The sequence below is a fragment of the Streptomyces sp. NPDC023481 genome (genome assembly GCF_055560195.1).
In genome coordinates, this window is the sequence record NZ_JBVHJE010000007.1 from 115,531 (window position 1) to 142,264 (window position 26,734).

Annotated in this window: 25 protein-coding genes and 1 tRNA gene; 12 read left to right on the forward strand and 14 right to left on the reverse strand. The window is 71.3% G+C overall.

Annotation, left to right across the window (positions count from 1 at the left end; translation table 11 throughout):
• Both ACZ3ZD_RS16480 and ACZ3ZD_RS16485 read right to left on the reverse strand, forming a co-directional pair.
• Positions 1-1,782, reverse strand: a complete 1,782-nt coding sequence (locus ACZ3ZD_RS16480; RefSeq protein WP_467397447.1) for a DEAD/DEAH box helicase — start codon at positions 1,780-1,782, stop codon at positions 1-3.
• A 313-nt stretch (positions 1,783-2,095) separates the two neighbouring features.
• Entirely contained in the window at positions 2,096-2,797 is a 702-nt protein-coding gene (locus ACZ3ZD_RS16485; protein WP_467397450.1) for a DUF5324 family protein, read from the reverse strand.
• A gap of 269 nt (positions 2,798-3,066) precedes the next feature.
• On the opposite strand from ACZ3ZD_RS16485, the gene ACZ3ZD_RS16490 reads away from it, so the two are divergent.
• Together ACZ3ZD_RS16490 and ACZ3ZD_RS16495 are read left to right on the forward strand one after the other, a co-directional pair.
• Positions 3,067-3,600, forward strand: coding sequence for a peptidylprolyl isomerase (locus ACZ3ZD_RS16490; protein WP_467397860.1), 534 nt, complete (start codon positions 3,067-3,069; stop codon positions 3,598-3,600).
• 109 nt (positions 3,601-3,709) lie between these two features.
• Positions 3,710-4,597 (forward strand): rhomboid family intramembrane serine protease, encoded by an 888-nt coding sequence (locus ACZ3ZD_RS16495; RefSeq protein ID WP_467397452.1) that lies wholly within the window; start codon positions 3,710-3,712, stop codon positions 4,595-4,597.
• Positions 4,598-4,879: 282 nt separating this feature from the next.
• Here the strand turns inward: ACZ3ZD_RS16495 and crgA are convergent, their stop codons facing one another.
• On the reverse strand, positions 4,880-5,134 hold the full coding sequence (gene crgA / locus ACZ3ZD_RS16500) for a cell division protein CrgA (protein ID WP_061922326.1): 255 nt from the start codon (positions 5,132-5,134) through the stop codon (positions 4,880-4,882).
• A 152-nt stretch (positions 5,135-5,286) separates the two neighbouring features.
• On the opposite strand from crgA, the gene ACZ3ZD_RS16505 reads away from it, so the two are divergent.
• From ACZ3ZD_RS16505 to ACZ3ZD_RS16530, 6 genes are all read left to right on the forward strand, one after another.
• Positions 5,287-6,075 (forward strand): DUF881 domain-containing protein, encoded by a 789-nt coding sequence (locus tag ACZ3ZD_RS16505; protein WP_467397455.1) that lies wholly within the window; start codon positions 5,287-5,289, stop codon positions 6,073-6,075.
• A 21-nt stretch (positions 6,076-6,096) separates the two neighbouring features.
• Positions 6,097-6,786 (forward strand): class E sortase, encoded by a 690-nt coding sequence (locus ACZ3ZD_RS16510; protein ID WP_467397458.1) that lies wholly within the window; start codon positions 6,097-6,099, stop codon positions 6,784-6,786.
• A gap of 63 nt (positions 6,787-6,849) precedes the next feature.
• Positions 6,850-7,011: a hypothetical protein gene (locus ACZ3ZD_RS16515; protein ID WP_467397460.1), complete on the forward strand. Its 162-nt coding sequence runs from the start codon at positions 6,850-6,852 to the stop codon at positions 7,009-7,011.
• Positions 7,008-7,646, forward strand: coding sequence for an aminodeoxychorismate/anthranilate synthase component II (locus ACZ3ZD_RS16520; protein WP_467397463.1), 639 nt, complete (start codon positions 7,008-7,010; stop codon positions 7,644-7,646). The genes ACZ3ZD_RS16515 and ACZ3ZD_RS16520 overlap by 4 nt, the downstream gene beginning before the upstream one ends.
• Positions 7,643-8,761, forward strand: a complete 1,119-nt coding sequence (locus tag ACZ3ZD_RS16525; protein WP_467397465.1) for a class E sortase — start codon at positions 7,643-7,645, stop codon at positions 8,759-8,761. The genes ACZ3ZD_RS16520 and ACZ3ZD_RS16525 overlap by 4 nt, the downstream gene beginning before the upstream one ends.
• A gap of 28 nt (positions 8,762-8,789) precedes the next feature.
• Positions 8,790-9,548: a class E sortase gene (locus ACZ3ZD_RS16530; RefSeq protein ID WP_467397468.1), complete on the forward strand. Its 759-nt coding sequence runs from the start codon at positions 8,790-8,792 to the stop codon at positions 9,546-9,548.
• A 60-nt stretch (positions 9,549-9,608) separates the two neighbouring features.
• Here ACZ3ZD_RS16530 and pknB read toward each other — a convergent pair whose 3' ends face one another.
• The 6 genes from pknB to ACZ3ZD_RS16560 form a co-directional block, all read right to left on the reverse strand.
• On the reverse strand, positions 9,609-11,594 hold the full coding sequence (gene pknB / locus ACZ3ZD_RS16535; RefSeq protein ID WP_467397470.1) for a Stk1 family PASTA domain-containing Ser/Thr kinase: 1,986 nt from the start codon (positions 11,592-11,594) through the stop codon (positions 9,609-9,611).
• Positions 11,595-11,789: 195 nt separating this feature from the next.
• Positions 11,790-13,277, reverse strand: coding sequence for a peptidoglycan D,D-transpeptidase FtsI family protein (locus ACZ3ZD_RS16540; protein WP_467397473.1), 1,488 nt, complete (start codon positions 13,275-13,277; stop codon positions 11,790-11,792).
• Entirely contained in the window at positions 13,274-14,707 is a 1,434-nt protein-coding gene (locus tag ACZ3ZD_RS16545; RefSeq protein ID WP_467397475.1) for an FtsW/RodA/SpoVE family cell cycle protein, read from the reverse strand. Before ACZ3ZD_RS16545 ends, ACZ3ZD_RS16540 begins: the two co-directional genes overlap by 4 nt.
• Before the next feature lie 27 nt (positions 14,708-14,734).
• Complete coding sequence (locus ACZ3ZD_RS16550; protein ID WP_467397862.1) at positions 14,735-16,315, reverse strand: Stp1/IreP family PP2C-type Ser/Thr phosphatase; 1,581 nt, start codon at positions 16,313-16,315, stop codon at positions 14,735-14,737.
• A gap of 140 nt (positions 16,316-16,455) precedes the next feature.
• Entirely contained in the window at positions 16,456-16,983 is a 528-nt protein-coding gene (locus ACZ3ZD_RS16555) for an FHA domain-containing protein FhaB/FipA (protein ID WP_467397477.1), read from the reverse strand.
• A gap of 10 nt (positions 16,984-16,993) precedes the next feature.
• On the reverse strand, positions 16,994-17,848 hold the full coding sequence (locus ACZ3ZD_RS16560; RefSeq protein WP_467397480.1) for an FhaA domain-containing protein: 855 nt from the start codon (positions 17,846-17,848) through the stop codon (positions 16,994-16,996).
• Between the two features lie 431 nt (positions 17,849-18,279).
• Between ACZ3ZD_RS16560 and ACZ3ZD_RS16565 the strand changes: the two genes are divergently transcribed.
• Positions 18,280-18,363 (forward strand) — tRNA-Leu (locus tag ACZ3ZD_RS16565).
• A gap of 173 nt (positions 18,364-18,536) precedes the next feature.
• On the opposite strand, the gene ACZ3ZD_RS16570 is transcribed toward ACZ3ZD_RS16565, so the two are convergent.
• From ACZ3ZD_RS16570 to ACZ3ZD_RS16585, 4 genes are all read right to left on the reverse strand, one after another.
• Positions 18,537-19,283 carry an ABC transporter ATP-binding protein gene (locus tag ACZ3ZD_RS16570; protein WP_467397482.1) on the reverse strand — a complete coding sequence of 249 codons (747 nt, stop codon included), beginning with the start codon at positions 19,281-19,283 and terminating at the stop codon, positions 18,537-18,539.
• Positions 19,284-19,293: 10 nt separating this feature from the next.
• Positions 19,294-19,875, reverse strand: a complete 582-nt coding sequence (locus ACZ3ZD_RS16575; protein WP_467397485.1) for a hypothetical protein — start codon at positions 19,873-19,875, stop codon at positions 19,294-19,296.
• Complete coding sequence (locus ACZ3ZD_RS16580) at positions 19,872-21,245, reverse strand: hypothetical protein (RefSeq protein ID WP_467397488.1); 1,374 nt, start codon at positions 21,243-21,245, stop codon at positions 19,872-19,874. Before ACZ3ZD_RS16580 ends, ACZ3ZD_RS16575 begins: the two co-directional genes overlap by 4 nt.
• Before the next feature lie 88 nt (positions 21,246-21,333).
• Positions 21,334-21,864, reverse strand: coding sequence for a hypothetical protein (locus tag ACZ3ZD_RS16585; protein ID WP_467397490.1), 531 nt, complete (start codon positions 21,862-21,864; stop codon positions 21,334-21,336).
• Positions 21,865-22,431: 567 nt separating this feature from the next.
• Between ACZ3ZD_RS16585 and ACZ3ZD_RS16590 the strand changes: the two genes are divergently transcribed.
• From ACZ3ZD_RS16590 to ACZ3ZD_RS16600, 3 genes are all read left to right on the forward strand, one after another.
• Positions 22,432-23,871: a DUF2252 domain-containing protein gene (locus ACZ3ZD_RS16590; protein ID WP_467397492.1), complete on the forward strand. Its 1,440-nt coding sequence runs from the start codon at positions 22,432-22,434 to the stop codon at positions 23,869-23,871.
• Positions 23,872-24,159: 288 nt separating this feature from the next.
• Positions 24,160-24,972: a hypothetical protein gene (locus ACZ3ZD_RS16595; protein ID WP_467397495.1), complete on the forward strand. Its 813-nt coding sequence runs from the start codon at positions 24,160-24,162 to the stop codon at positions 24,970-24,972.
• Between the two features lie 49 nt (positions 24,973-25,021).
• Complete coding sequence (locus ACZ3ZD_RS16600) at positions 25,022-25,351, forward strand: rhodanese-like domain-containing protein (protein ID WP_467397864.1); 330 nt, start codon at positions 25,022-25,024, stop codon at positions 25,349-25,351.
• A 113-nt stretch (positions 25,352-25,464) separates the two neighbouring features.
• Here the strand turns inward: ACZ3ZD_RS16600 and ACZ3ZD_RS16605 are convergent, their stop codons facing one another.
• Entirely contained in the window at positions 25,465-26,607 is a 1,143-nt protein-coding gene (locus tag ACZ3ZD_RS16605) for an acyl-CoA dehydrogenase family protein (RefSeq protein ID WP_467397497.1), read from the reverse strand.
• Positions 26,608-26,734: the final 127 nt, after the last annotated feature.

Sequence of the window (26,734 nt, forward strand, 5' to 3'; positions counted from 1 at the left end):
CTAGGCGGCTCGCTTGCGGCGCAGGACCTCGAGGAGACGGCCGTCGTCCAGGCGGGTCAGCTCGGCGACACCGGACGTGTCGGTGATGTCCGCCAGCGCGGACTTGCGGTCGTGCATGGCCGCGATGTGCTCCTCGACGGTGCTTGCGGAGGTCAGGGTGGTGACCGTGACCGTGCGGGTCTGGCCGATCCGGTGGACCCGGTCGGACGCCTGGGCCTCCACGGCCGGGTTCCACCACCGGTCGAAGTGGATGACGTCGGCCGCGCGCGTGAGCGTGAGCCCGGTGCCGCCGGCCTTCAGGCTGAGGACGAGCACCCGCGGACCGTCGGCGGACTGGAACCGGCGGACGAGGTCGGTCCGTCGGTCCTGGTTCAGGCCGCCGTGGAAGAACGGCGCACTCACCCCGAACCGGTCGGCGAAGTGCCGCACCAGCAGCTCACCGGTCCGCCGGTACTGGGTGAAGACGAGGGTGGGAGAGCCGTTCGCCAGATTGCCGGCCACGATGTCGGTGCACAGGTCGAGCTTGCCCGACCTGCCCGACAGCTCCCCGAGGTCGTCCGTGAGCAGGCCCGGATGGTTGCAGACCTGCTTGAGCGAGGTCAGTACCGCGAGCACCCTGGCCCGCCGCCGCGCACCACTGCCGAAGCCGTCGTCCATGGCCTGTTCCAGCAGCCGGTCGTACAGCCGCTCCTGCTCGTCGGTGAGGTCGCAGCGGAGATCGGCGTGGATCTTGGCCGGCAGCGAGCCCGCGACCTGGGACTTCTTGCGCATCAGCACGACCGGCTCGATGGCCCCGCGCAGCCGGGCGGCAGCGGCACGGGAGCCGCCCGCGATCGGCCGCACGAAACGACGCCGGAACTGCGTCCGGTTGCCGAACAGGTGCGGTGCGACCAGGTCGAGCAGCGCCCACAGCTCGTCGAGGTGGTTCTCGACGGGTGTCCCGGTCAGGGCGATCCGGGCGTCGGCCGCGAGGGCGCGCGCGGCCTTCGACACCTGCGTACGGGGGTTCTTCAGGGCCTGCGCCTCGTCGAAGACCGCGGTGCTCCACCGGGCCCCCGCAACGGCCGGACCGTTCGTGCGCAGCGTGGGGTAGCCGGTGAGGACCACCGTGCCGGCGTCCACCGCGGGCAGCGGGCCGCCGCGCCAGACGGCGGTCCGCAGGCCGGGGGCGAACCGCGCGGTCTCGTGCGCCCAGTTCCCGACCAACGACGTGGGGCAGACCACCAGCTGGGGCCCCTGCTCGGCGCGTCCGGCGAGGCAGCCGATGGTCTGCAGGGTCTTGCCGAGTCCCATCTCGTCGGCCAGTACCGCGCCGCCGTGCGTGTCGAGGGTCTCCCGCAGCCAGCTCACCCCGCGCACCTGGTACGGGCGCAGCCCGGCGGTGAGTGCCGTGCGCATCTGGGCCCCCGCCGAGGTGGTGCGGCGGAAGACACCGCCCGCGTGTTCCGCCGTCGTGACGGCGACACCGGTGGCGTCGGGTACCGCGTGCGCGGCGATCGGCAGGGCCGCCTCACCGCCCGCGAGCCACGACCGCCAGACGGCCACCGAGGGGCCGGGCGAGTCGAGCGGCACGGTCACGAGCCGGTCCGGCTCGACCAGCACGCAGTCGACGTCGGACACCGTGAGCCCGCCGAGGTCCGGCGTCGGGACGACCAGGCGGACACGCTCCACGTCACCGACCGGCGGTGCCGCCCCCACGCCGCGGCCGGCCCAGGTCCACAGGGCGAACATGTGCCGGTCGGGCAGGTATGTGGCCTGACTGTCCGAATTCCCATGAGTCATGAATACCTTCGGGTGCGGCCCGGAAAAGCTGACGAGCGGACCGTAGGCAATCGCCCGGCGCGTGTCAATTCCCGTGAATTCCGAGCCGGTTGTTTGACTTCATGCGCATTTCGTGTCCCACGCCGTGGTGTGCCCTGACCTGCCGCGTGTCCCTGCTGCGGTGCGTCGACGGCTACGCCGGTCCGGCAGGTGTGAATTTCTTCGCTCGCGTGCTTTTCCGTGCGGGAATTCGCCATGCGCAAAAAAATGCCCTCCGGTCTGCGGAAACGCAGTGCCGGAGGGCATCGGTCGATAAGGTGTCAGAGCGTCGGGATCACGTCTCGTCGTCGGTATCGGCCGCGTCTTCTTCCGCCTGCTTGGCCTCGACCTCGGGGTCCAGGCCCGCCGGGCCGGTGCCGTCGACCGAGGTGAGGCGGCCCCCGTCGGGGACCTCCGTCGCCGCGGGCGGTTCGACCAGCCAGTCGGGGTTGGCCTGCTTGTCCCACCACTTCCAGGCCGCGAAGGCGCCGCCCGCCACGAGGGCGGCCACCGCCGTCAGCTTCAGGGCGCGCCCGGCGCGGGACCGGCGGGCGTTGCGCCGGGCCAGCTTCCGGATCTCCTTCGCCGACACCTGGCCGCGCAGCGCGGCCAGCGCGGCGGCGCCGCGCGCGGCGGCCTCGTCGCGGACCGGAGCGGTCGCGGCGACGGCCTGCTCCAGTTTGGGACGTGAGTAGTCGGCGGCCTGCCGAGCGGCTTTGCGGGTACGGACGGCGGCCTCGTGTGCGGCCACGTCCACCTTCGGCGGGACATGGGCGCGGGCCTGCTCCAGGCGCGGGGCGAGCCGGGCGTCGTACTGCACGCGGGCCTGTTCGGCGGCCTGCGACACCACGGGCGCCAGCCGTACGCGTGCCTCCTGCGCGTAGAACGCGGCACGCTCCTTGGCCGTGTCGGCGTAGGGCGCCACCACTTCCGCGGCGTGCAGCACGCTGTCCTTCGCCGAGCCGGTCGCGGCGCGCACGCTGTCGATGCGGGTCACGGGTTCCTCCTCCTCGGTGGCGTACGGTATTTCGACTTTCCGCCCTTTTACGGATCATGCCTGCCGAGGGCGGGTGCGGCATGCGCGGGCGGGCATATGGGTGTCGAGCGCCTGCCGCGGCCTGACGCGGGGCGGCGGGGCCCGCCGTCGACATTGCCACGAATCGCCGCGGCGCGCCGCCCGCCTCGCGGAAGTCGTGGTCGCCCGGCGACGCGCGGCACGGGAGCGTGGAAGGATCGGAGGTGGCGGACGACAACGGAAGGCGGACCGTGGCCGAGCAGCTGTATGCCACCCTGAAGACCACCCTCGGCGACATCGAGGTGCGGCTCTTCCCGCTGCACGCCCCCGTCACGGTCAGGAACTTCGTGGAGCTGGCGCGCGGGGAGCGCGAGTGGGTCCACCCGGGCACCGGTGAGAAGAGCAGGAACCGGCTCTACGACGGCACGGTGTTCCACTCCGTCATCAGCGGGTTCATGATCCAGGGCGGTGATCCGCTGGGGAACGGCCTGGGCGGCCCCGGCTACGGGTTCGAGGACGAGTGCCACCCCGACCTGGCCTTCGACACCCCGTATCTGATGGCCATGGCCAACGCCGGTCCGGGCACCAACGGCTCGCAGTTCTTCATCACCGTCACGCCGAGCACCTGGCTCAACGGCAAGCGGACCATCTTCGGCGAGGTCACCGGGCCGGCCGGCCGGAAGGTGGTCGACGCCATCGCGAACGTGCCGACCGGGCGCAACGACCGGCCGGTCGTGGACGTCGTGATCGAGACGGTGGCCGTGGAGACCCGCAAGGACGACTGAGCCGCAGCGCGGGAACCGGGAGCGTCGTTCGTCCGTAGGGATGAACAGGGCAGGATGGTGCCGCAGGTACCGTACGACCAGGTGCGGACACGACGACCGAGGGGAACCGATGGACCAGGCCGCAGGGAGCGCGCAGGACGCCCGGAGCGTGCCCGTGTGCTACCGGCACCCGGACCGCGAGACCGGTGTGCGCTGCACCCGCTGTGAGCGCCCCATCTGCCCCGAGTGCATGGTCAGTGCCTCGGTCGGCTTCCAGTGCCCGGACTGTGTCCGCAGCGGCTCGGGCACCGGGCACGCACCGCAGGCCGCCCGGCCGCGCACGATCGCCGGCGGCACGGTCGCGGCCGATCCCCGGCTGTTCACCAAGATCCTGATCGGCATCAACATCGCGGTCTTCATCGCGGTCAAGGCCGATCCGACCCTCCTGAACGACCTGGTGCTCTACGGCGCCTGGCCCCCGAAGCCGTACCCGCCCACCTCGGGTGTGGCGGGCGGTGAGTGGTACCGCCTGGTGACGTCGGTGTTCGCGCACCAGGAGTACTGGCACATCGGCGTCAACATGCTGAGCCTGTGGTGGCTCGGCGGCCCCCTCGAAGCGGCCCTCGGCCGGGTCCGCTACCTGGCGGTCTACTTCGTCTCCGGCCTGGCCGGCAGCGCGCTGGTCTACCTGCTCACGCCCCCCACGACCGCCACGCTCGGCGCGTCGGGCGCGATCTACGGCCTCTTCGGCGCCACCGCCGTGCTGATGCGCCGGCTCAACTACGACCTGCGGCCGATCTTCGCGCTCCTGGTCATCAACCTGATCTTCACGTTCAGCCCGGGCATGCACCTCTCCTGGGAGGGGCACGTCGGCGGGCTCGTCGCCGGTGTCGTCACCGGGTACGCGATGGTCCACGCGCCTCGCGAGAAGCGCGCCCTGGTGCAGTACGGCACGTGTGCCGTCGTCCTGGCCCTGATCGTGGCGCTCGTGCTGGTCAGGACCGCGCAGCTCACCTGAGCGGGCCGAACGCGGAGAGGAACACGGAAGGGAACACCCTGCTACCGAATGGTTGTCCACAGGGTGTGGCGGATCTTGTGCATACGGTGCGGGCACAGCTGTGCCCCCTGCCGCTCGGATGTGTTTCCGCAGGTCAGGCAGGGGGCGAACGGATGTCTGACGGGCGCTTGGCCAGTCACACCGGCGTCAACACCCGAGGGGTTATCCACAGATCGTCTTTCTTTTCCCCATGTGGAAAAAGGCTGTGGATAACTCAGCGAACAGCCCTGGGCAGAGCCGGCGCTACTTCCACTGCGTGGAGACGCCGAAGCCGGCCGCGATGAAGCCGAAGCCCACGACGATGTTCCAGTTGTCCAGGCTGTCGATGGGCAGCGAGCCGTCCGTCACGTAGAACACCACGATCCAGGCCAGGCCGATCAGGAACATGGCCAGCATCACGGGCGCGACCCAGGCGCTGTTGGTGAGCTTGATGGCCTGCGCCTGCTTCGCGGGCGGCGGCGTGTAGTCGGCCTTCTTGCGGATACGTGACTTCGGCACGAGGGTCTCTCCTGTCGATGCGCTGCGTGGCCGCGCAGGTAACTGGGTCGGGCTCGGGGCAGCGTACAAGGGGCCAACATGACGACTCTGTGTGCTCCCCCGGGCGTCCGTTAGCGTAGTGCTTCCGTGGCGCTGAAGGAGATAAGGGTACGTTGAGCAATTCTGCCGACTCCCCCGGGACGGGATCAACGGGTTCGGGCCCCGTCCGCGGGCCGCGTCCGCGGCCCGTGCGGATCCTCACGGCGGCCGTCTTCGCCCTCGCCGGTCTGATCTTCTTCACCAGCTTCGACACGGCCAAGGGCACGGACATCCGCCAGGACGGCTCGCTGCTGAAGCTGTCCGACCTGATCCAGCAGCGCAGCCGCAAGAACAAGGAGCTGGACGAGTCCAACGCGACCCTGCGGGACAGCGTGGAGTCGCTCGCCGAGAGCGACGACGGCAGCACCAGGGCCCAGGACGAGAAGCTCGGCGGGCTGGAGAAGAGCGCGGGCACCCGGCCGCTGACCGGCCGGGCCGTCACCGTCACCCTGAACGACGCCCCGCCGGGCGCCACCGCCAAGCTCCCCGGCTATCCCGAGCCGCAGCCCGACTACCTGGTCATCCACCAGCAGGACCTCCAGGCCGTGGTGAACGCGCTCTGGCAGGGCGGCGCCAAGGGCATCAAGGTCATGGACCAGCGGCTGATCTCCACCAGCGCGGTCCGCTGCGTCGGCAACACCCTGATCCTCCAGGGCCGCGTCTACTCGCCGCCGTACAAGATCACGGCGGTCGGGGACCCGGACCGGCTGAAGCAGGCGCTCGCCGCGAGCAAGGCGATCCAGACCTACATGGTCTACGTCAACGTCTACGGCCTCGGCTGGAAAGTCGCCGACGACGGGACGGTGACTCTTCCGGGTTACTCCGGCACAGTGGATCTGCACTACGCGAAGCCAGTGGGGTAGACGTCCGTCCGGGAGCCGCCGGTGCGCGTGATCGTCAGAACCGTCAGCGAGCTGTGCGTCACCGTCGGCACCCTGATCGTGCTCTTCGTCGTCTACGTGCTGTACTGGACGGGCGTACGGGCCGACGGCGCGATGAGCGACCAGATCGGCCGGCTGCACGACCAGTGGTCGCGGGGGAGCGTCCGTCCGGCCGGCACGCCGGGGGAGCAGAGAGTGCGGGCGACCGGGCCGGCGCCGTACCACCCCGGTGAACCCTTCGCGATCATGTACATCCCGCGGCTCGGTTCCACGTGGAACAAGCCGGTGCTGGAGGGCACCGGAACCGGCACCCTGAAGAAGGGCCTCGGCCACTACACGGGCACCGCGCACCTCGGCGGACGGGGGAACTTCGCCGTCGCCGGGCACCGGCGGACCTACGGCGACCCGCTGAAGGACTTCCCCGAGCTGCGGCCCGGCGACGCGGTCGTCCTCACCGACGGAACGACCTGGTTCACGTATCGGATCGACAAAGGGCCCTACAAAACCGTGCCGACCGACGTCGGGGTGATCGACGCTGTCCCCCGGAAATCCGGGTACCCGCGTCCGGGCCGGTATCTGACGCTGACCACGTGCGATCCGGAATGGGGGCACAGCCACCGGCTGATCGTCTGGGCGCACCTGGATTCCACCCAGCCTGTGGAGGCAGGCGAACCGAGGGCTCTGCGCCGTTAGTCTGGTGAGGTACGGCGTGGGTCTGGTGCCGTAAGGGACACGGAAGGGACGGCAGGGGACGGCATGTACGGCTGGATCTGGCGGCATCTGCCGGGCAACGTGTGGGTGAAGGCGCTCCTGGCGCTCCTCCTGGTCCTGGCCGTGGTCTACGTCCTGTTCCAGTACGTCTTCCCGTGGGCCGAACCGCTGCTGCCCTTCAACGATGTGACGGTGGACAACCAGTGAGTGCGCGGATTCTCGTCGTCGACAACTACGACAGCTTCGTCTTCAACCTCGTCCAGTACCTGTACCAGCTGGGCGCCGAGTGCGAGGTCCTGCGCAACGACGAGGTGTCGACCTCGCACGCCCAGGACGGCTTCGACGGCGTGCTGCTCTCGCCCGGCCCCGGGACGCCGGAGCAGGCGGGCGTGTGCGTGGACATGGTCCGGCACTGCGCGGCCACCGGGGTGCCGGTGTTCGGGGTGTGCCTCGGCATGCAGTCGATGCAGGTGGCGTACGGCGGTGTGGTCGACCGGGCGCCCGAGCTGCTGCACGGCAAGACCTCACCGGTCGAGCACGAGGGCCGGGGCGTCTTCGCCGGCCTGCCGTCGCCCTTCACGGCGACCCGCTACCACTCCCTGGCCGCCGAGCCCGCCACCGTCCCGGCCGAGCTGGAGGTGACCGCCCGCACCCACGACGGGATCATCATGGGCCTGCGCCACCGTGAACTCCCGGTGGAGGGCGTGCAGTTCCATCCCGAGTCGGTGCTGACCGAACACGGGCACCGGATGCTGGCCAACTGGCTGGCGGAGTGCGGCGACGAGGGTGCCGTGGCGAGGTCGGCGGGGCTCGCCCCGGTGGTGGGCAGGGCCACGGCGTGACCGCCCTGCGCCCCGAGCGCGAGGACTTGTACGGCGGCGGGAGCCGGTACGAGTCCTCCGTCGGTGCGCGGCCGCACGCGCGGCGCCGGCCGGACCCGCCGACGGCGCCGATGCCCCGGCTGACCGAGGACGACCTGGCGGGCCCGCTGCCCCCCGAGGCGCCCGTCGGCCGGCCCGCCGTCGACGAGGAGACGATGGCGCTGCGCGTCCCGCCACCCCCGGGCTCCGGCCCGCGCGGCGGCCCCACGGGCGCCTCCACGGCCTTCGCGGGCCCCGCCGCCTCCCCGGCCGCCCCGGGCGGCCGTGCGGCCCGGAGAAAGGCCGCCAAGCGGCGTGGCGGGCGGCACGGCGGGCCCCGCGAGACGACGGCTCCCCCGGCCCAGCGCGATCCGCAGCGGCCCCTGACCCGGGTGGAGGCCCGCCGCCAGGCCCGGCTGCGCAAGGCGAGCCCGGCCACCGTCGCCAGCCGGGTGATCGGCGAGGTGTTCATCACCACCGGCGTGCTGATGCTGCTGTTCGTCACCTACCAGCTGTGGTGGACCAACGTCCGCGCGCACGCGCAGGCCGGCAGCGAGGCGCACCAGCTCCAGGACGACTGGGCCAGCGGCAAGCGGAACCCGGGCGTGTTCGAGCCAGGGCAGGGCTTCGCGATCCTGCACATCCCGAAGCTGGACGTGGTGGCGCCGATCGCGGAGGGCGTCAGCAACAAGAAGGTGCTCGACAAGGGCATGGTGGGGCACTACGGCGAGGCCCCGCTGAAGACGGCGATGCCCGGCGCGAAGACCGGCAACGTCGGTCTCGCGGCGCACCGCAACACGCACGGCGAGCCGTTCCGGTACATCAACCGGCTCACGCCCGGTGACGCGGTCGTGGTCGAGACGCAGGACACGTACTTCGTGTACAAGGTGACCTCGACGCTGCCGGTCACCCCGCCGTCCAACACCAGCGTGCTCGACCCCGTGCCGCCCGGTTCCGGTTTCACCCGGCCCGGCCGCTACATCACCCTCACCACCTGCACGCCGGAGTTCACCAGCAAGTACCGGCTGATCGTCTGGGGCAAGATGGTCCAGGAACGCCCGCGCAGCAAGGGCAAGCCGGACGCGCTCATCGAGTAGGGCTTCACCGAGTAGGGGCAGAGGAACAGTGGCAGCGACCGCCGACGAGACCGACGAGACCACGGACGCGTCCGAACCGGTTCCGGATACGGCCCCGGGCCGCCGGCGCCCCGGCCGGATCGCGCTGGCGGTCAGCGTCTTCGGGGAAATCCTCATCACGGCCGGGGTGCTGCTCGGCCTGTTCGTCGTCTACTCGCTGTGGTGGACCAACGTGATAGCGGACCGCAAGGCGGACCGGCAGGCCGACAAGGTGCGCGACCACTGGGCGCAGCGGCAGCCGTCCGGCCCCGGCGCGCTCGACACCAAGGACGGCATCGGGTTCCTGCACGTGCCGGCGATGCGCAACGGCGAGGTGCTGGTCGAGAAGGGCACCGGCACGGACGTCCTCGACGACGGCGTGGCCGGCTACTACACCGACCCGGTCAAGGCCACGCTGCCCACCACCGGCAAGGACGGCAACTTCGCCGTCGCCGCCCACCGGGACGGGCACGGGGCGAAGTTCCACAACATCGACAGGATCAGGAAGGGCGACCCGGTCGTCTTCGAGACCCGGGACGACTGGTACGTCTACAAGGTCTACGCGATCCTCCCCGAGACCTCGAAGTACAACGTCAAGGTCCTCTCGGCGGTCCCCAGGGAGTCCGGCAGGAAGAAACCGGGCCACTACATCACCCTGACGACCTGCACCCCCGTCTACACCTCCCGCTACCGGTACGTGGTGTGGGGGGAGCTGGTCCGGGTGGAGAAGGTGGACGCGGCCCGGACGCCGCCGAAGGAACTGCGCTGAGCATGCGCGTGGGCCCCTGCCGGGAGATCCCGGCAGGGGCCCACGCGTGCGCGGGACGGGTCAGCCGCCGGCTCCGCCGAAGATGTTCGCGCCGCCGTTGTCGCCGCCGCCCTGGCCGTTGCCGAAGTCCACGGTGGTCAGCACGATCTGCGTACTGGCCGGGTCCGCCTGCGTGCCCTGCTGCGGATTCTGCTGGAGGACACGTGCCTTGTCGTCGTTCGGCCCGTTGACCTGGATGTTCGTGTAACCCTGCTGTTGCAGGATCTGCTGGGCCTGCTGGAGGGTCTGGCCCGTGACGTTCGGCACCTGCTTCTGCTGCTGCGCCTTGCCGACGTTGACCGTGACGGCCGTGCCCTTGGAGACCTGCTGACCGGCCGCCGGGTTGGTGTTCTGGACCTTGCCGTCCTGGGCCGGATCGGTGACCGGCGTGTCGTTGCAGGTCGGCGTCAGGCCCTTGGCCTGGAGTTCGGCCTTCGCGTCGTCACAGGACTTGCCGGTGACGTCGGGGACGGTGATCTTCTCCTCGGGCCTGGCGACCGTGAGGGTGATCGAGGAGCCCTTCTCCTTGCTGGTGCCGGCGTCCGGGGCCTGGGCGATGACGACACCGGGCGTGCGGTCCGACACCTGGGTCTTCTTGTCGACCTGGAAGCCCTTCGCCTTGAGCTGGGACTCCGCGTCGGCGAACTGGGCGCCGAGCACGTCCGGCACCTGCACCTTCGGCGCGCCCGTGGAGACCACCAGGGTGACGACGCTGTTCTTGTCGACCTTGTTGCCCTGCTCCGGGCTCTGGGAGCACACGTTGCCCGTGGCCTGGTCGTCGCAGGCCTTCTTGGTGACGGACACCTTCAGGTCGACGTTCTGGGCCATCTTGCGGGCCGTCTTCTCCGGCTGGCCCACGAGTGTCGGCACGGTCACCCGGCCGTCGGCCGCGTTCTTGCCGGGGAAGGCCCACTTGCCGATCAGGATCGCGCCGACCAGGACCAGCAGGCCCGCCACCACCAGCAGGATCGTGGAGGTGTTGGACTTCTTCTGCTGGCGGCGGCGGTCCGGGCGGTCGTCGTAGCCGTAGCCGCCGTCGTCCGGGTTCATCGGCGGGAGCATGGTGGTCGCTCCCGCGCCCGCGTCCGAGCGCAGGGCGGTCGTCGCATGGTCGTCGGGGTAGCCGCCGTAGCCGACCGCGCCCATCGCGGCCGTGGCCGCGACCGGCTGGCCGTCCAGGCACGCCTCGATGTCGGCGCGCATCTCGTCGGCCGACTGGTAGCGGTAGTCCGGGTCCTTGACCAGCGCCTTCAGGACGATCGCGTCCATCTCCGGCGTGATCTCGGGGTCGAAGACCGACGGGGGCTGCGGCTCCTCCCGGACGTGCTGGTAGGCCACGGCCACCGGGGAGTCGCCCACGAAGGGGGGCCGTACCGTCAGCAGCTCGTAGAGCAGGCACCCCGTCGAGTACAGGTCCGAACGGGCGTCGACCTGCTCGCCCTTGGCCTGCTCCGGCGAGAGGTACTGGGCGGTGCCGATGACCGCCGCCGTCTGGGTCATGGTCATGCCGGCGTCGCCCATGGCACGGGCGATGCCGAAGTCCATCACCTTGACCTGGCCGTTGCGGGTCAGCATGACGTTGGCCGGCTTGATGTCGCGGTGGACGATGCCGCTGCGGTGCGCGTACTCCAGGCCCTGGAGGATGCCGATGGTCATCTCCATCGCGCGCTCGGGCAGCAGCTTGCGGCCGGAGTGCAGCAGCTCGCGGAGCGTGGACCCGTCGACGTACTCCATCACGATGTACGGGATGGAGACCCCGTCGATGTAGTCCTCGCCCGTGTCGTAGACCGCCACGATCGCGGGATGGTTGAGCGAGGCGGCCGACTGGGCCTCCCGGCGGAACCGGGCCTGGAAGGACGGGTCGCGTGCGAGGTCCGCGCGCAGCGTCTTCACCGCCACGGTGCGGCCGAGGCGGGTGTCATGCGCGAGGTAGACCTCCGCCATGCCACCGCGGCCGAGCACCTGGCCCAGCTCGTACCGGCCGCCGAGGCGACGCGGCTCTTCCATAGCTACCTACCAGCCCTCTCCGTCGGTCTCGGCCGCGCACCCGTGTGCACGGCCGGAGGCTGCCGTCCGGGCCTACCGTACCCGGCTCGCTCTGTGTGACCTGGCCAAGCCCGTAACCCGATACAGGACCGGTATCGCAACGTGCGGCGATGTGAAGGAGATGTGAGCGGCCTCACTCCCGGCGTTCGGCGACGGTCACTTCTTGGAGTCGAGGACCGCCTCCATGACGTTCTTCGCGATCGGCGCGGCCAGGCCGCCGCCGGAGATGTCGTCGCGGTTGGCGCCCTCGTCCTCGATCACCACGGCCACGGCGACCGGCGAGCTGCCGTCGGGCAGCTTGGCGTAGGAGATGAACCACGCGTACGGGTTCGCGCTGTTCTCGACACCGTGCTGGGCGGTACCGGTCTTGCCGCCGACCTTGACGCCGTCGATCTTCGCCCGCGTACCGGTGCCCTTCTCGACCACCGTCTGCATCATGTCCTGGAGTATCTGGGCGTTCTTCGGCGACAGCGGCCGGCTCAGCTCCTCCGGCTGGGTCGTGGCGACCGGGTCCAGGCTGGAGGACTGCAACGAGTCGACCATGTACGGCTTCATCAGCTTGCCGTCGTTGGCGACCGCCGAGGCGACCATCGCCATCTGCAGCGGGGTGGCGGCGGTGTTGTACTGGCCGATGGAGGACAGCGCGGTCTGCGACTGGTTCATGCCGTCGGAGAACACCGAGGCGCTGGAACGGACCGGGGTGAACTGCTCGGAGTCGAAGCCGAACTTCTTCGCCTCCGCGAGCATCCTGTCGTTGCCGAGGTCGGCGCCGATCTTGCCGAAGACGGTGTTGCAGGAGTACTGGAGCGCGGTCCGCATGGTCGCGTTCTCGCAGGGGATGTTGCCCTCGTTCTTCAGCTGGGTCGTGGTGCCCGGCATGGTCCACGGCAGCGGCGAGTCGGTCTTCTCGTCGGCCGAGGTGTACTTGCCGTTCTCCAGCGCCGCGGCGGCCGTGACCACCTTGAAGGTGGAGCCCGGCGGGTAGGTCTCGCGCAGCGCCCGGTTCAGCATCGGATCGGCGGGGTTGTACTTCTTCTGGAGCTTCTTCCAGGCCGCCGCGTCGTCGTTGGTGTTGCCCGCGAAGGACGAGGGGTCGTACGACGGGTAGGACGCCAGCGCCAGGATCTTGCCGGTGGAGGGGTCCAGCGCGACGACCGCGCCCTTGCCGCCCTGCTTCTTCAGGCCGTCGTACGCGGCCTTCTGCGCGGACGCGTTGAGCGTGGTGACGACGTTGCCGCCCTGCTGCTCCTTGCCGGTGATCATGTCCAGGGTCTTGCGGAAGAACAGCCGGTCGTCGTTGCCGGTGAGGATGCCGTCCTCGAGGGACTCCAGCTGGGTGGCGCCGAAGGCCTGCGAGGCGTAGCCGGTGACCGGCGCCCACATGGGGCCGTTCTTGTAGGTGCGCTTGTACTTCAGGTCGTTCAGACCGGTCTTGCTGGTCAGGGCGGACCCGGTGATCGGGGTGCCGCCGGACACGATGATGTCGCCGCGCGGGGTGGCGTAGCGGGCGATGGTGACGCGGCGGTTCTGGGGGTCGTCCTTGAGGCTGTCGGCCTTGACGTACTGGAGCCAGTTGTCCCGGAGGAGCAGCGTCAGGACGAGCAGGCCGCAGAAGATCGCGATCCGGCGCAGGGGCTTGTTCATGACGGGCGGACCACCTGGGTCATCTCGGCGTCAGGGTTTCCGGCGGGGGCGGGTGCCGGGCGGCGGGCGGTGTCGCTGATGCGGATCAGGATGCCGATCAGCGCCCAGTTCGCCAGCACGGACGAACCGCCGTACGCGACGAACGGCATGGTCATACCGGTCAGCGGGATAAGGCCCATCACACCGCCGGCCACCACGAACACCTGGAGCGCGAAGGCGCCGGACAGGCCGACGGCCAGCAGCTTGCCGAACGGGTCGCGGGCGGCCAGCGAGGTGCGCACACCGCGCTCCACGATCAGCCCGTAGACCAGCAGCATCGCCATGATGCCCGCCAGTCCCAGCTCCTCGCCGAAGGTGGCCAGGATGAAGTCGGAGTTGGCGGCGAACCGGATCAGGTCCGAGTGGCCCTGGCCCCAGCCGCTGCCGAGGGTGCCACCGGAGCCGAAGGCCCACAGGGCCTGCTGCAGCTGCTCGGAGTGCACGCCCGGAGCACCCTGCCGGCTGAGCGTGTACTCGCGCATCGGGTCGAGCCAGGCCTGGACGCGCTGCTGCACGTGCGACTCGAACGAGGCCACGCCGACCGCGCCCGCCGAGGACATCAGCAGACCGAACACGATCCAGCTGGTGCGCTCGGTCGCGACGTACAGCATGACCACGAACATGCCGAAGAACAGCAGCGACGTACCGAGGTCGGTCTCGAAGACGAGGATGAGCAGGCTGATCGCCCAGACGGTGAGGATCGGGCCGAGGTCGCGGCCACGGGGCAGGTAGAGCCCCATGAAGCGGCGGCTGGCCAGCGCCAGCGCATCGCGCTTGACCATGAGGTAGCCGGAGAAGAAGATCGCGATGACGATCTTCGCGAACTCACCCGGCTGGATGGTGAAGCCGCCGATGTTGATCCAGATCTTCGCGCCGTTGACCGCCGGGAAGAACACGGGCACGACCAGCAGCACCAGCGCCACGACCATGGAGATGTAGGTGTAGCGCTGCAACGTCCGGTGGTCCTTGAGGAACACCAGGACGGCGACCAGCAGTCCGATGCCCAGCGCCGTGTAGATCAGCTGGTTGGTGGCCTTGCCGCCGCCCACACCGATCGACTGGAGCAGCTTGGACTGGTCCAGCCGCCAGATGCACACCAGCCCGAGCCCGTTGAGCAGGGTGGCCAGCGGCAGCAGCAGCGGGTCGGCGTACGGCGCGAACTTGCGGACGCCGAGGTGGGCGACGCCGGCCAGCAGCGCGAGGCCCAGGCCGTACTCCAGCAGTCCGGCGGGCACCTGGTTGCGGATGGCCAGACCCACGTTGGCGTAGGCGAACAGGGGGATGGCCACCGCGAAGACCAGCAGGGCCAGCTCGGTGTTGCGACGGCTCGGCGCGCCGATGGCGCCGATCGTGGACGTGTGGTGCGTCGGCGGGTTCGTAGTACTGCTCATCGTGTGACAGGGCCTCTCACGGCTTGCCTACTGCTTACCGCACAGCGAGACGACCTTCTGCTCGTCCTCCGAGAGAGTGGGGCCGGGGCTGGGGTTCGCGGACGGGGTCGTGGACGGAGACTTCGAAGGGGACGCCGGGGAGGCCGGTGACGTCTTCGAGGCCGACGGGTTCGGGGTCGGGGAGGCCTTGATGAAGGCGGTCTGCGTGGTGGTGCCCTGCCCGGCGTTCTTCCGCGCGTTCTCCTCCGCGGTCTTCTGGGCCTTCTTCCGGGCGTTCTGCGCGGTCTCGGCGGCCTTGCGCTCGGCCTGCTTGCGGCAGGCGGAGGCCTGCACGGCCAGCTCCGTGACCTTGGTCCGGGCGGCCTGCAGCCCGCCCTCCGCGATCGTGGCCTTCACCTGCTTCTGCTGGTACGGCGGCAGGTACTTGAGTTCGATCTCGGGATGGTCCTTCTCCACCTTCGACAGCGACACCCAGGCCAGGTCCTGGCTGATCCCGCGGTACAGCGCGACGTGCTCGGCGTTGGCGCCGACGTAGTACTGGGTCTGCGTCCAGCGGTAGCCGCCGTACAGGCCGCCGCCGACGATGGCGAGGGCGAGGACGCCGTACAGCGAGGTCTTCAGCCATCTGCGCCGCCCGCGCGGCTTGGCCAGGTCGTCCTCGGCGTAGTCGCCGAAGCCGCCGTCCGGGACGTAACCGGTGGTGTCGCCGGAGCCGGGCGGGCCGAACTCGCCGCCGCCGTGTCCCTGGCCGCGGCGGCCCAGGTGGGAGGCGCGGCCGGCCGGGGTCTGCATGATGCCGTTGTCGTGCAGGTGGTGCTGGTTCTCGGCGACGGCGCCGACCACGACGGGCTGGTCGGACAGCTGGCCGGCGAGGGTGTCCCCGGTGTCCAGGTCGAGCACGTCGGCGACGATGACGGTGATGTTGTCGGGGCCGCCGCCGCGCAGCGCGAGCTGGATCAGCTCCTGCACGGTCTCCTGCGGGCCCTGGTAGCTGGCGAGGGTCTCCTCCATCGTCTGGTGGGAGACCACGCCGGACAGGCCGTCGGAGCAGATCAGGTAGCGGTCGCCGGCCCGGACCTCGCGGATCGACAGGTCGGGCTCGACGTGGTCGCCGCTGCCGAGGGCGCGCATCAGCAGGGAGCGCTGCGGGTGGGTGGTGGCCTCTTCCTCGGTGATCCGGCCCTCGTCCACCAGCCGCTGCACCCAGGTGTGGTCCTGGGTGATCTGGGTGAGCACGCCGTCCCGGAGCAGGTACGCGCGCGAGTCGCCGACGTGCACCAGGCCGAGCCGCTGGCCGGTCCACAGCAGCGCGGTGAGGGTGGTGCCCATGCCTTCGAGCTGCGGGTCCTCCTCGACCATGGCGCGCAGCTGGTCGTTGGCGCGCTGCACGGCCTGGCCGAGGGAGGTGAGGATGTCGGAGCCGGGCACGTCGTCGTCGAGCGTGACCAGGGTGGAGATCACCTCGGAGGAGGCGACCTCGCCCGCGGCCTGGCCGCCCATGCCGTCGGCGATGGCGAGCAGGCGCGGACCGGCGTAACCGGAGTCCTCGTTGCCCTCGCGGATCATGCCCTTGTGCGATCCGGCGGCAAAGCGCAGTGACAGACTCATGCGCACCTCGCCCGTCGGCTCCGGGTACAGCCGGTCGTGTCGAGCCACACTGCCCACCCTCCGGTTGGGAGCGCGCCGGAGACCGGGTGGCGGCCTGCCGCTGCGTGCTCGCTCCGCTCGCGCTTATTCATGACGTAGCACTACTTCCGCAGCTCGATTGCGGTCTTGCCGATGCGGATCGGCGCGCCCAGCGGGATCGGCGTGGGGGTCGTCAACCGGGACCGGTCCAGGTAGGTGCCGTTCGTGGAGCCGAGGTCCTCGATGATCCACTGGCCGTCGCGGTCCGGGTAGATCCTGGCATGGCGGCTGGAGGCGTAGTCGTCGTCCAGCACGATGGTGGAGTCGTGCGCCCGGCCCAGGGTGATCGTCTGGCCCTGCAGCGCGACGGTGGTGCCGGTCAGTGTGCCTTCGGTCACGACCAGCTTGCTGGGGGCGTTGCGGCCCCGGCGGCCGCCGGACTGCTGGGCGCGCTGCGGCGGCGGCGCGGCCTGCTGCCGGGTCTGCTGGCGGCCGGCCTGCTGCGGCCGGGCCGCCTCCCTACGCGATCCCCGCTGGGTGACGCGCGTACCGAACAGGTCGCTCCGGATGACCTGCACGGCCACGATCACGAACAGCCACAGTACGGCCAGGAAACCCAGCCGCATGACCGTGAGGGTCAGCTCTGACATTGCCCCCGCTTCACCCTTCGGCTTGCCTATAGATAACGGTGGTGCTGCCCACGACGATCCGCGAGCCGTCGCGGAGCGTAGCGCGGGTGGTGTGCTGCCCGTCCACCACGATGCCGTTGGTGGAGCCGAGATCCTGGATCGTCGAGGGCGTTCCGGTCCGGATCTCGCAGTGCCGGCGGGACACGCCGGGGTCGTCGATCCGCACGTCGGCGTCGGTGCTGCGGCCCAGCACCAGCGTCGGGCGGGAGATCTGGTGGCGGTTGCCGTTGATCTCGATCCAGTAGCGGGTGCGCGCGCCGCCCATCGGGGCCGCGGCGGGCCGCTGGGTGGCGGGCTGCGGATAGCCGTACCCGCCGGGGCGGGTGCCGGGCGGCGGCGCGGCCGGCATCGGGGGCGCGCCCGCGGGGGCGGCCGGCGGGTAGCCGTAACCGCCCGGGGCGCTCTGCGGGGGGCGTCCGGCGGGCGCCTGCGGCGCCGCCTGCTGACCGCTGGAGGAGGCGAGGGTGCGCGAGCGCACCCGGTACAGGCCGGTGTCCAGGTCCTCGGCCTTCTCCAGGTTGACCTTGATCGGACCCATGAAGGTGTAACGCTGCTGCTTGGCGTAGTCGCGCACCATGCCGGCCAGCTCGTCGCCGAGCTGCCCGGAGTAGGGGCTGAGGCGCTCGTAGTCCGGCGCGCTCAGCTCCACGATGAAGTCGTTGGGTACGACGGTCCGGTCACGGTTCCAGATGGTGGCGTTGTTGTCGCACTCCCGCTGGAGCGCTCCGGCGATCTCCACGGGCTGGACCTCGGACTTGAAGACCTTGGCGAAGGTGCCGTTCACCAGACCTTCGAGACGCTGCTCGAACTTCTTCAGGACTCCCATGGGGCACCTCCTCCGTCCCTGCCGTCGTCTTGCCTGCTCTGTGCCGCTGCCTTGCCGGGTACTGCCGGTACTGCTTACTGATCGTATCCACGCGCCCGCCAATCAGCCGGTTCCCCCAGCGGCTGCCCTTGGAACTCCTCGCGCGCGTCCTGCTGCCATGGATCGTAGAGGCGGCCCGCAACCAGTGTCCCGCACCCGGCTGCCGACCCGGTCCGTCTCCCGGGGGGACGACCGGGACCGGTACGAGGTTGATACGAGAAGCGCGTCTGCCTGAAACGCACGCCCGTGCGGCCCCCGGCCGGCGCGCGTCCCTGGTGGCGGGCAGGGGGGCGGCCGGGAAGCGATGTGAATCCACCCCGTACGGCGTGCTAATGTTCTGCGTGTCGGAAGGGGCCGCCCCGAAAGGGAAGGAACCGGAAGACACACCCAATGCGCGGGTGGCGGAATAGGCAGACGCGCTGGATTCAGGTTCCAGTGCCCGCAAGGGCGTGGGGGTTCAACTCCCCCCTCGCGCACAGAGAAACCGTGAAACGGGTCTCTGCCGGTGACGGAAGTCACGGCGGGGGCCCGTTTCTCGTTGTGCCCGCAGACCGGTGCCCGGGCCCCCGCCCGTGAGCTATGTCACGGACGGGGCCGGAGGTTGGAGACCTGGGCTCGCCCGGGGGTCGGTGACTCTTGTCACCAGCGCTCAGGGGTGTCCGCCGGACATCGCGGAGACCGCGGTGTAGGCCGTCTCGGCCCGGCGGGTCTGCGGTGTGTCGTCCGGCGCGTGCGCGAGGAACCCCCCGGTGGGACCGGTGAAGGTGATCCGCCCGTGCTGCAGGACGGTCACGTGGTCGGCCTCCTCGGCGAGGTCCGCGACGTCGTGGGTGGACATCAGCACGCGTACGTCGTCCGTGGCCAGGCCGACGATCAGGTCCCGGAAGACCCGCCGCTGGGTCGGGTCCATGCCGGCGGTCGGCTCGTCGAGGAGCAGTGTCCCGGCCCCGTGGACCAGTGCCGAGGCGACGCCGACACGACGGAGCTGGCCCCCGGACAGGTGCCGGGACTTCACGTCGGCCCGGTCGCCCATGTGAACGCGGCGCAGTGCCGTCAACGCGGCGTCCCAGGCGTCCGACTTGGTCATGCCCTTCAGCCAGCCCGTGTAGGCGACCTGCTCCCGTGCGGTCAGTCCGGTCATGGGGACGATCGTCTGCGGCATCCAGGCGACCCGCTCGCGGAAGGCGGGGTCGTGCGAGGGCAGGTCTCCCATGCGGACACCGCCGGAGCGGGGCCGGTGCAGGCCGCTGCCGAGTTTGAGCAGGGTGGACTTGCCGGCGCCGTTGGGGCCGAGGAGGACGGTGAAGCCGTCGGGGACGGTGTAGGTCAGCTCCTGGAGGACGGGGGGTTTCCTGCCCCGGTATCCGAAGGTGCAGGACTCGAAACGGATCGACACGGCAGCTCTTTCACAGGCGGGGGGTGCGGACGTGGAGGGTGAGCCCGGCGGCGAAGACGAGAAGGCAGACCGCGAAGGCGGGCGGGAAACCGGCGGGATGCAGGGTGAGGGCCCACGGCCAGGGGCGGTCGGAGTCCCGGTAACCGACGAGGGCCATGCCCAGCACCCAGGCCACCGGGAGCGCCGTGGCGGCCTGCTCGTGGCACCGGCGTGCCACCAGCATGAGTCCGGTGAGGAACATGGTGTTCCGGCCCGACATGGCCGCCTCGGCCGAACCGGCGGCCAGCGCGACCGCCGCGGCGGCGAGCGCGGCCGCCGCGGTCAGGGAGACGACCAGGGCGCCGTCCAGAACGCGGACGGGACGCCGGGCCGTCACCTCCACGTCGGGGACCGCCTGGCCGAGGCTGTGGGCGAGGCCCGAGACGATGACCAGGGGCGCCAGCTGCATCACGAACACCTGGTTGCCGGACGTGCCGATCAGGCCCGGCACGCTGACGTACTGGTCGTGCGCCACCATGACGAGGAGCGTGAACGCGGCCAGTGCCGGGAGCAGTACCGCCTGGACCCGGCGCACGGTGAACCAGAGGGTCATCCGGCGGCCGCCTCGATCAGGCCGCACGCCTTGGTCTGCTCCCTGGTGAACCAGGCGGCCTGCCCGCGCGGCGGGAGCGCCCACGCGTCACCGGCACGCTGTTCGACCTTGGCCAGCACCTCACCGGCGTTCTGGAAGCTCTTGGCGTACTCGTCGCGCAGCCAGGCGTGGTACGGCCGGTCGGCGCCGGCGACCATCGCGGCCCACAGCATCGCCGCGTCGTGGTTCACCACCCAGTCGGAGCGGCCTGGTTGGAAGGAGTCGGGCACGGTGCAGGGGAAGCGGACCGACGTGATCAGCACGCCGTAACGGATACCGGCCGGCCCGATGCCGCGGGCCGCCATCGCCTGGGACAACGGCAGCCGCCACACCCTCGCGTCCGACGCCACCGGATGGCGTCCGGTGAGCATGCTGTCGGTGACCGTGTCCGGCACGGCCACCCGGACGCCGGCCCCGCGCAGTGCGGTGAGGACGCCGATCACCTCGTGGCGGACCCGCGGAAGCCGTTCCACGGCACCGCCCGTGCGCGCCATGCACACCCGGGGAGCGGATCCCTCGCAGCGGACGGCCGCGTGACCCGCGCTGACCGGCCCGTCGCCATAGCCCCATCCGGCGGCCGCGTGCGCGCACAGCGCCATGACCACGGGTACGGCGGCCGCTGTCGCGGCCCGCGCGGTCCACCGCACCACGGGTGTGCCGGACAGCCACCAGGCGGCCGCGGCCACGGCCACACTCGACGTGAACAGCAGCGGGACGAGGAGCGTGATCGCCTTGTACTGCTCGCCGAAGTCCAGTGTCGTGTCCGGGGAACCGGACACGTGGCGCAGCCACACGGGCTCGACCTGGCCGGTCTTCACGATCAGGAAGAAGACGGCGACAGCCGACAGCGGCGCGGAGATCAACCGCGGTGTGACGTGGCCGAGCGCGCAGCCGATCACCGCCCAGGCGACCACCAGTCCCATGCCGAGCAGGAGCGGGGCCAGGGAAGGGGCGGTGGGAAGGACCCGCGTCTCCACCAGCCGCATCACGACGGGCAGTCCGAGGACGAGCCAGCCGGCGCCGATGACCGGTGCGAGGGCGTTCGCTCCGACCCGGAACCGGGAGCGGCCCGGGGCCAGGCCCCACACGCCGTCCCGCCTGAGCCGGCCGCCTTCCCACGCCGCGAGGCCGCAGGTGATGGCGTAGGCGAACGGATAGAAGTAGAAGAGCGCGTGCTCGACCAGCTGGGGTGCCCACAGCGGACCGGAGACGACCTCCGCGTAGGAGTCGTCGAGGTGCAGGACGTAGAAGAAGTAGAAGGCGACGATGCCGACCCACAGGGGTGCGGTCCACACCGCCGCGGTGGTGCGCAGACGGGCTCGAAGGTTCAACAGACGACACCGTTTCCGGAACTGGGACGGCCGGGGGGCACCCAGTGGGTGCCCCCCGGCCTCGACTGCCTGAGGGACGGCTCGGGTACTAGTCGGCCTTCGTGGTGTCGACCTGGACCCGCTTGACGTTGATCTGGTCGTGCGCCTGCGTGTCACCGTTCAGCGCGGGGATCGTGAAGTAGCGCTTGCTGCCGTCGTAGTGGGCGTCCCACTCGCCGCGCGACGTCTTGTTCGAGCCGGTGAAGCAGTTGGTGAACCGCTTGCTGCCGAGGCTCTTGTCGAGCTCCCAGGGGATGTCCTGCCACAGCTTGACGTCCACCGAGGCACCGCGGGACGAGACCAGCGAGCAGCCCGTGAACATGATCTCGGTGTAGTCGTTGTCGTCCCAGTGGCGGGACTCCTTCGACCCCGGGGCCCAACCCTCCAGCTTGCTGGAGAAGTTGGCCACGGCGTCGTCCGCCGGGTTGAACAGGTCGACCAGGCCCGCCTCGTTCTGGGTGACCGCGTACGAGTCGTCGGGGACGGTGTCGGCGCTGGCGGTCGTGATGGTGCCGGCGAGCGCGGCTGCGGCCGCAGTGGCGACAAGTCCGGTACGCAGTATGTGCTTGTGCTTGAGCACGGGGGCCTCCTCGGCCGATGGTTCTTGGCTGCACCTCTGGCGTGCGCCAGGGGTTCCAGCGCGAACGAGGGCACGAAGGCAGGCGGACGTGTGTTTTCGGCCAGGCGCGATCGCACCCCGGCATGACGAAACACTTCCCCCGGCAGCGACGGTGTCCCCCGTGTCGCTGGATGTAAGAGCGCGACGACGGACGTTGGTCGGTGTCCGCAGCGCGGTGATCACCTTATGCGCAGCCGAACCGGCAGTGGCCGGTTTTGGTGATCGACAATGGCGCGAAAAGAACTGGTATCCGAATGGTGAAGATCTGTAGAGACATTCGCAAGAGATCGGTGAACGCCGATCTTTCTCGCCTCGGTTGCGGTACGACTCGCGGGCGCCCAGGGTCGTGCCGTCCGTCCGGCCCATCGATGACGTGGCTGAAAATCGCCCCTCCGGTGCGGTCTCACGTGCGGTGACGGCCCTGCCTGACGCCTTTCAGCCACCCGATGTACCGTTCCCCCGCCGGGGGTTGGTGCAGGCGCCTGCTCCACGGGGGCGTGGGCTGTTGATTCGGGGGAGGCGGTCGCGATGACCGGAACCGGTGTGGACGAGGCGGACGGAGTGGGCGCGGTGGACGGGGGTGTCCGCCGGCTGCCCCGGGTGCGCGGCTTCGCGCCCTGGCCGGCGCAGGGCTCGCCGAAGGCGGAGGGCAAGGCGCTGCGGGCGGCCGTACCGCGCTCCGCCCACGGCGCGCTCGACCCGGACGCCGGCCGGCCCGACGCGGTGAGCGCGGTGGCCGAGTCCAACACCGGCCGCATACCCGAGCTGACCCCGCTGCGCGTGGGCCGGATGGCGGCCACCCCGTTCGCCTTCCTGCGCGGCGCGGCCGGACTCATGGCGTACGACCTCGCCCGCACCCCCACGACCCGGATAGGCACCCAGCTCTGCGGTGACGCGCACGCGGCCAACTTCGGTCTGTACGGCGACGCGCGCGGCGGCCTCGTCATCGACCTCAACGACTTCGACGAGACCGTGCACGGGCCCTGGGAGTGGGACCTCAAGCGGCTCGCCGCCTCGCTGGTGCTCGCCGGCCGGGAGGCGGGCGCCGACGAGGACACGTGCCGCGCCGCCGCCCGGGACGCGGCCGGCGCCTACCGCCGCACCATGCGGCTGCTCGCCAGGCTGCCGGTGCTCGACGCCTGGAACGCCATCGCGGACGAGGAACTCGTCTCCCACACCGACGCCCACGACCTGCTCGGCACGCTCCAGCGGGTCTCGGAGAAGGCCCGGGCCAACACCAGCGGCCGGTTCGCCGCGAAGTCGACCGAGGTGGCGCCGGACGGCGGACGCCGGTTCGTGCCCGCCCCGCCGGTGCTGCGCCGCGTCCCGGACGCCGAGGCCGCCGCGGTCGCCGCGTCCCTGGAGGCCTACCTCGACACGCTCGGCGAGGACCGCCACCCCCTGCTCGCCCGGTACGCCGTGCACGACGTCGCCTTCCGCGTGGTCGGCACCGGCAGCGTCGGCACCCGCTCCTACGTCGTCCTGCTCCTCGACCACCGCGACGAGCCCCTGGTCCTCCAAGTGAAGGAGGCCCGCCCGTCCGCGCTCGTCCCGCACCTGGCCACGGCCGGTTTCGAGACGGCCGCGGTGGCGCACGAGGGGCGCCGGGTGGTCCTCGGGCAGAAGCGGATGCAGGTCGTCAGCGACACCCTGCTGGGCTGGACCACCGTCGAGGGGCGCCCCTACCAGGTGCGCCAGTTCCGCAACCGCAAGGGCAGCGTCGACCCGGCCGCCCTCGCCGCCGACCAGTTCGACGACTACGGCCGCATGACCGGCGCCCTGCTGGCCCGCGCCCACTCCCACAGCGCCGACCCGCGGCTGATCGCCGGGTACTGCGGCAAGAACGAGGAACTGGACGAGGCGATCGCCGCCTTCGCCGTCGCCTACGCCGACCGCACGGAGGCGGACCACGCCGACCTGCTCGCGGGCATCCGGGCGGGCCGCATCGAGGCCGAGCTGGGGGTGTGAGGGGCCCCGGGGGCGCGGTGCGGGGATCCCGGGGCGCGGTGCGGGCATCCCCGGGGGTGGGGTGCGCGGATCCTCGGGCGTGGGGTGCGGGGATCCCCGAGGGGTGGGGTGCGCGGATCCCCCGGCGGTGTTGTGAGGGCTTTCCCGGGGAGTGGTGAGGGGATTTCCCGGGGTGTGGTGAGGAGTGGGCCGGGGTGTGGTGAGGGGTGGGCCGGGGCGTTGTGAGGGATCGGCCGGGGGCGGACGACCGCGCCGGGCCGAGCCGGGGGCAGCGGCTACGCTGGGCGGGTGACGACCCCGGAAGCCGACCATTCCCAGGCCCCCCGCCCCGAGGAGCGGCTGGAAAAGGCCGTGCGGGCCGCCGAGCAGGCGTTGATCGAGTACGAGATCGCCGTGGAGACCTTCCGCGTCGAGGTCGAGAACTTCGCCCGTCTGCACGAACAGCGCCTCGGCCCGCTCTACGCCCGCATCGAGGAGCTGGACGCCGAGATCGCCGAGGCGAAGGCCGCCCGTACCGGCGACCCCGAGGACGCCCGCCGGGCCCAGGAGGCCCGCGCCCGGGTGCTGCCGATGCCCGGCGTGGAAGACCTGCTGCACGGCTGGATGGACGGCGACGGCCTGTTCCCGGAGGCCGTCGCCATGCTCACCGACCAGCCGGTGCGGCCCCCGCAGCGGGTACGGCCCAGCGAGGAGGCCCGCAAGCTCTACCGCGAGCTGGCCCGCAAGGCCCACCCCGACCTGGCCCAGGAGGAGGCGGAGCGCAAGCGGCGGGAGGAGTTCCTCAGCCGGGTCAACGCCGCCTACGCCCGCGGCGACGAGGCCCTGCTCAGGGAGCTGGCCGCGGAGTGGGCGGCCGGGCCGGTACCGCCCGAGCGCCGCCCGAGCCCCGCCGAGGAGCTGTACGCCCGCCTCGAATGGCTCGCCCAGCGCAAGGAGCTGCTCACCCTCGTCGCCCGGGAACTGGAGGAGGGCGCCATCGCCGGCATGCTCCGGCTCGCCCCGGACGACCCCGACGGGCTGCTCGACGAGATCGCCGGCCGGCTGCGCGCCGACATCGCCCGGCGGGAGGCGGAACTGGCCTCCCTCCTGAGTCGGGACTGACCCGCCCCGGGCTTCGGGTAGCGTCGGAGCCATGACTTTCGGAGCTGGTGTGCCCACGGTCCAGATCACGGACCTCAAGGACGGCGACTTCCTGCTGGACGTCCGCGAGGACGACGAGTGGCAGGCGGGCCACGCCGAGGGAGCCCTGCACATTCCCCTCAGCGAGTTCGTGGCCCGCTACGGCGAGCTGACCGAGGCCGCTCCGCAGGACGGCCGCGTGCACGTCGTCTGCCGCTCGGGCGGCCGCTCCGCGCAGGTCACGATGTACCTGGTCCAGCAGGGCATCGACGCGGTCAACGTCGACGGCGGCATGCAGCACTGGCAGACCACCGGCCGCCCGGTCGTCACCACCGAGGGCAAGCCGGGCTTCGTCCTGTAGGGCTGTAGGGCTGTAGGGCTGTAGGGCCTGCGGGCCTTGTAGGCCGACCCCGGCGGTCCTCGTAGGCCGTGGGCGGGGGCCGGTGTCGGGCGCCGGGTGTCGGGTGCGGGATGTCAGGCGAGGGCATGCGTGGCCAGCAGGTCGCCGAGCCGTTCCTCGTACGCCGCCGCCGGGCCGAGCGACAGCTCCAGGTGCTTGGCCCAGGCGTGGAAGCGGTGCAGCGGATAGTCGGTGTCGGCGCCGAACCCGCCGTGCAGATGCTGGGCCGTCTGCACCACCCGCCGCACCCCCTCCGCCGCCCAGATCTTCGCCACCGCCAGGTCGCCCGCGACGGGCAGCGCCCCCTGTGCCCCGGAGGCGATCCGCCACGCGGCCTGCCACAGGGTGACCTCCATGGCGCGCAGGTCGATGTACCGGTCCGCGGCCTGCACGGCCACCGCCTGGAACGTCGCGATCGGATACCCGAACTGCTCCCGCTTGCCCGTGTACTCGGCGGTCATCCGCAGCACCTGCTCGCCCAGCCCGAGCGCCAGCGCGCAGGTGCCCGTCACCAGCAGCGCGTGCAGCCACTCCCAGGCGCCGTCGGCCTCGATCACCTCGCCGGTCCCCACCCGCACCGACCGCAGCCGCAGCTCGGCCAGCCGCTCACCGCTGGTGGAGACCTGCTCGGCGAGCACCAGCCCCTCGGCCTCCCGCGGCACCAGCGCCAGCACGGTCCGGTCGCACGCCGCGCCCTCCACGTGCGCCGGTACGACGACCAGGTCCGCGTCGTACGCCCACGGCACCGCCGTCTGCACCCCGTCCAGCAGCCACGCCGGCCCTTCCCGCCGTGCGGTGACGGCCCGCTCGGCCGGGTCGTGGCCGCTGCGGCCCTGTGCGGCGACGGTCAGCACCAGCTCGCCCCGGCCGGCCCGGGCCAGCAGCCGGTCGGCCTGCCCGGGGTCGCCGTAGGCCTGCACGGCCGCGGCGGCGGCGCTGTGCTCCAGCAGGGGCACCCGGGCGAGCACCCGGCCGGCCTCGCGCAGCACCAGGCACAGCGCGATCGCGTCCAGGGCCGCCCCGCCGTGCTCCTCGGCCAGCAGCAGACTCAGCAGGTCAGCGTCGGCCAGCCGGGACCACAGGGCCCGGTCGAAGCCCTCGGCCACGGCGCCGGTGGTGAGCGCCGGACTGGGCACCGCGTCCGGCGCGACCCCGGCGAACACCCCCCGCGCCGCCTCGGCCGCCGCCCGCTGCTCCTCGGTGAAGGTGAAGTCCACGGCCTGTCCTCCTGGCGGGTCCGGTCATCCGGCACCACGTCCGGCCGTCCGGACGCGGCTGCGTGGGTCTGACGGGCCGTCAAGATAGAACAGGTTCTAGGAGAAGGGAACGGGCACGAACGGGCGA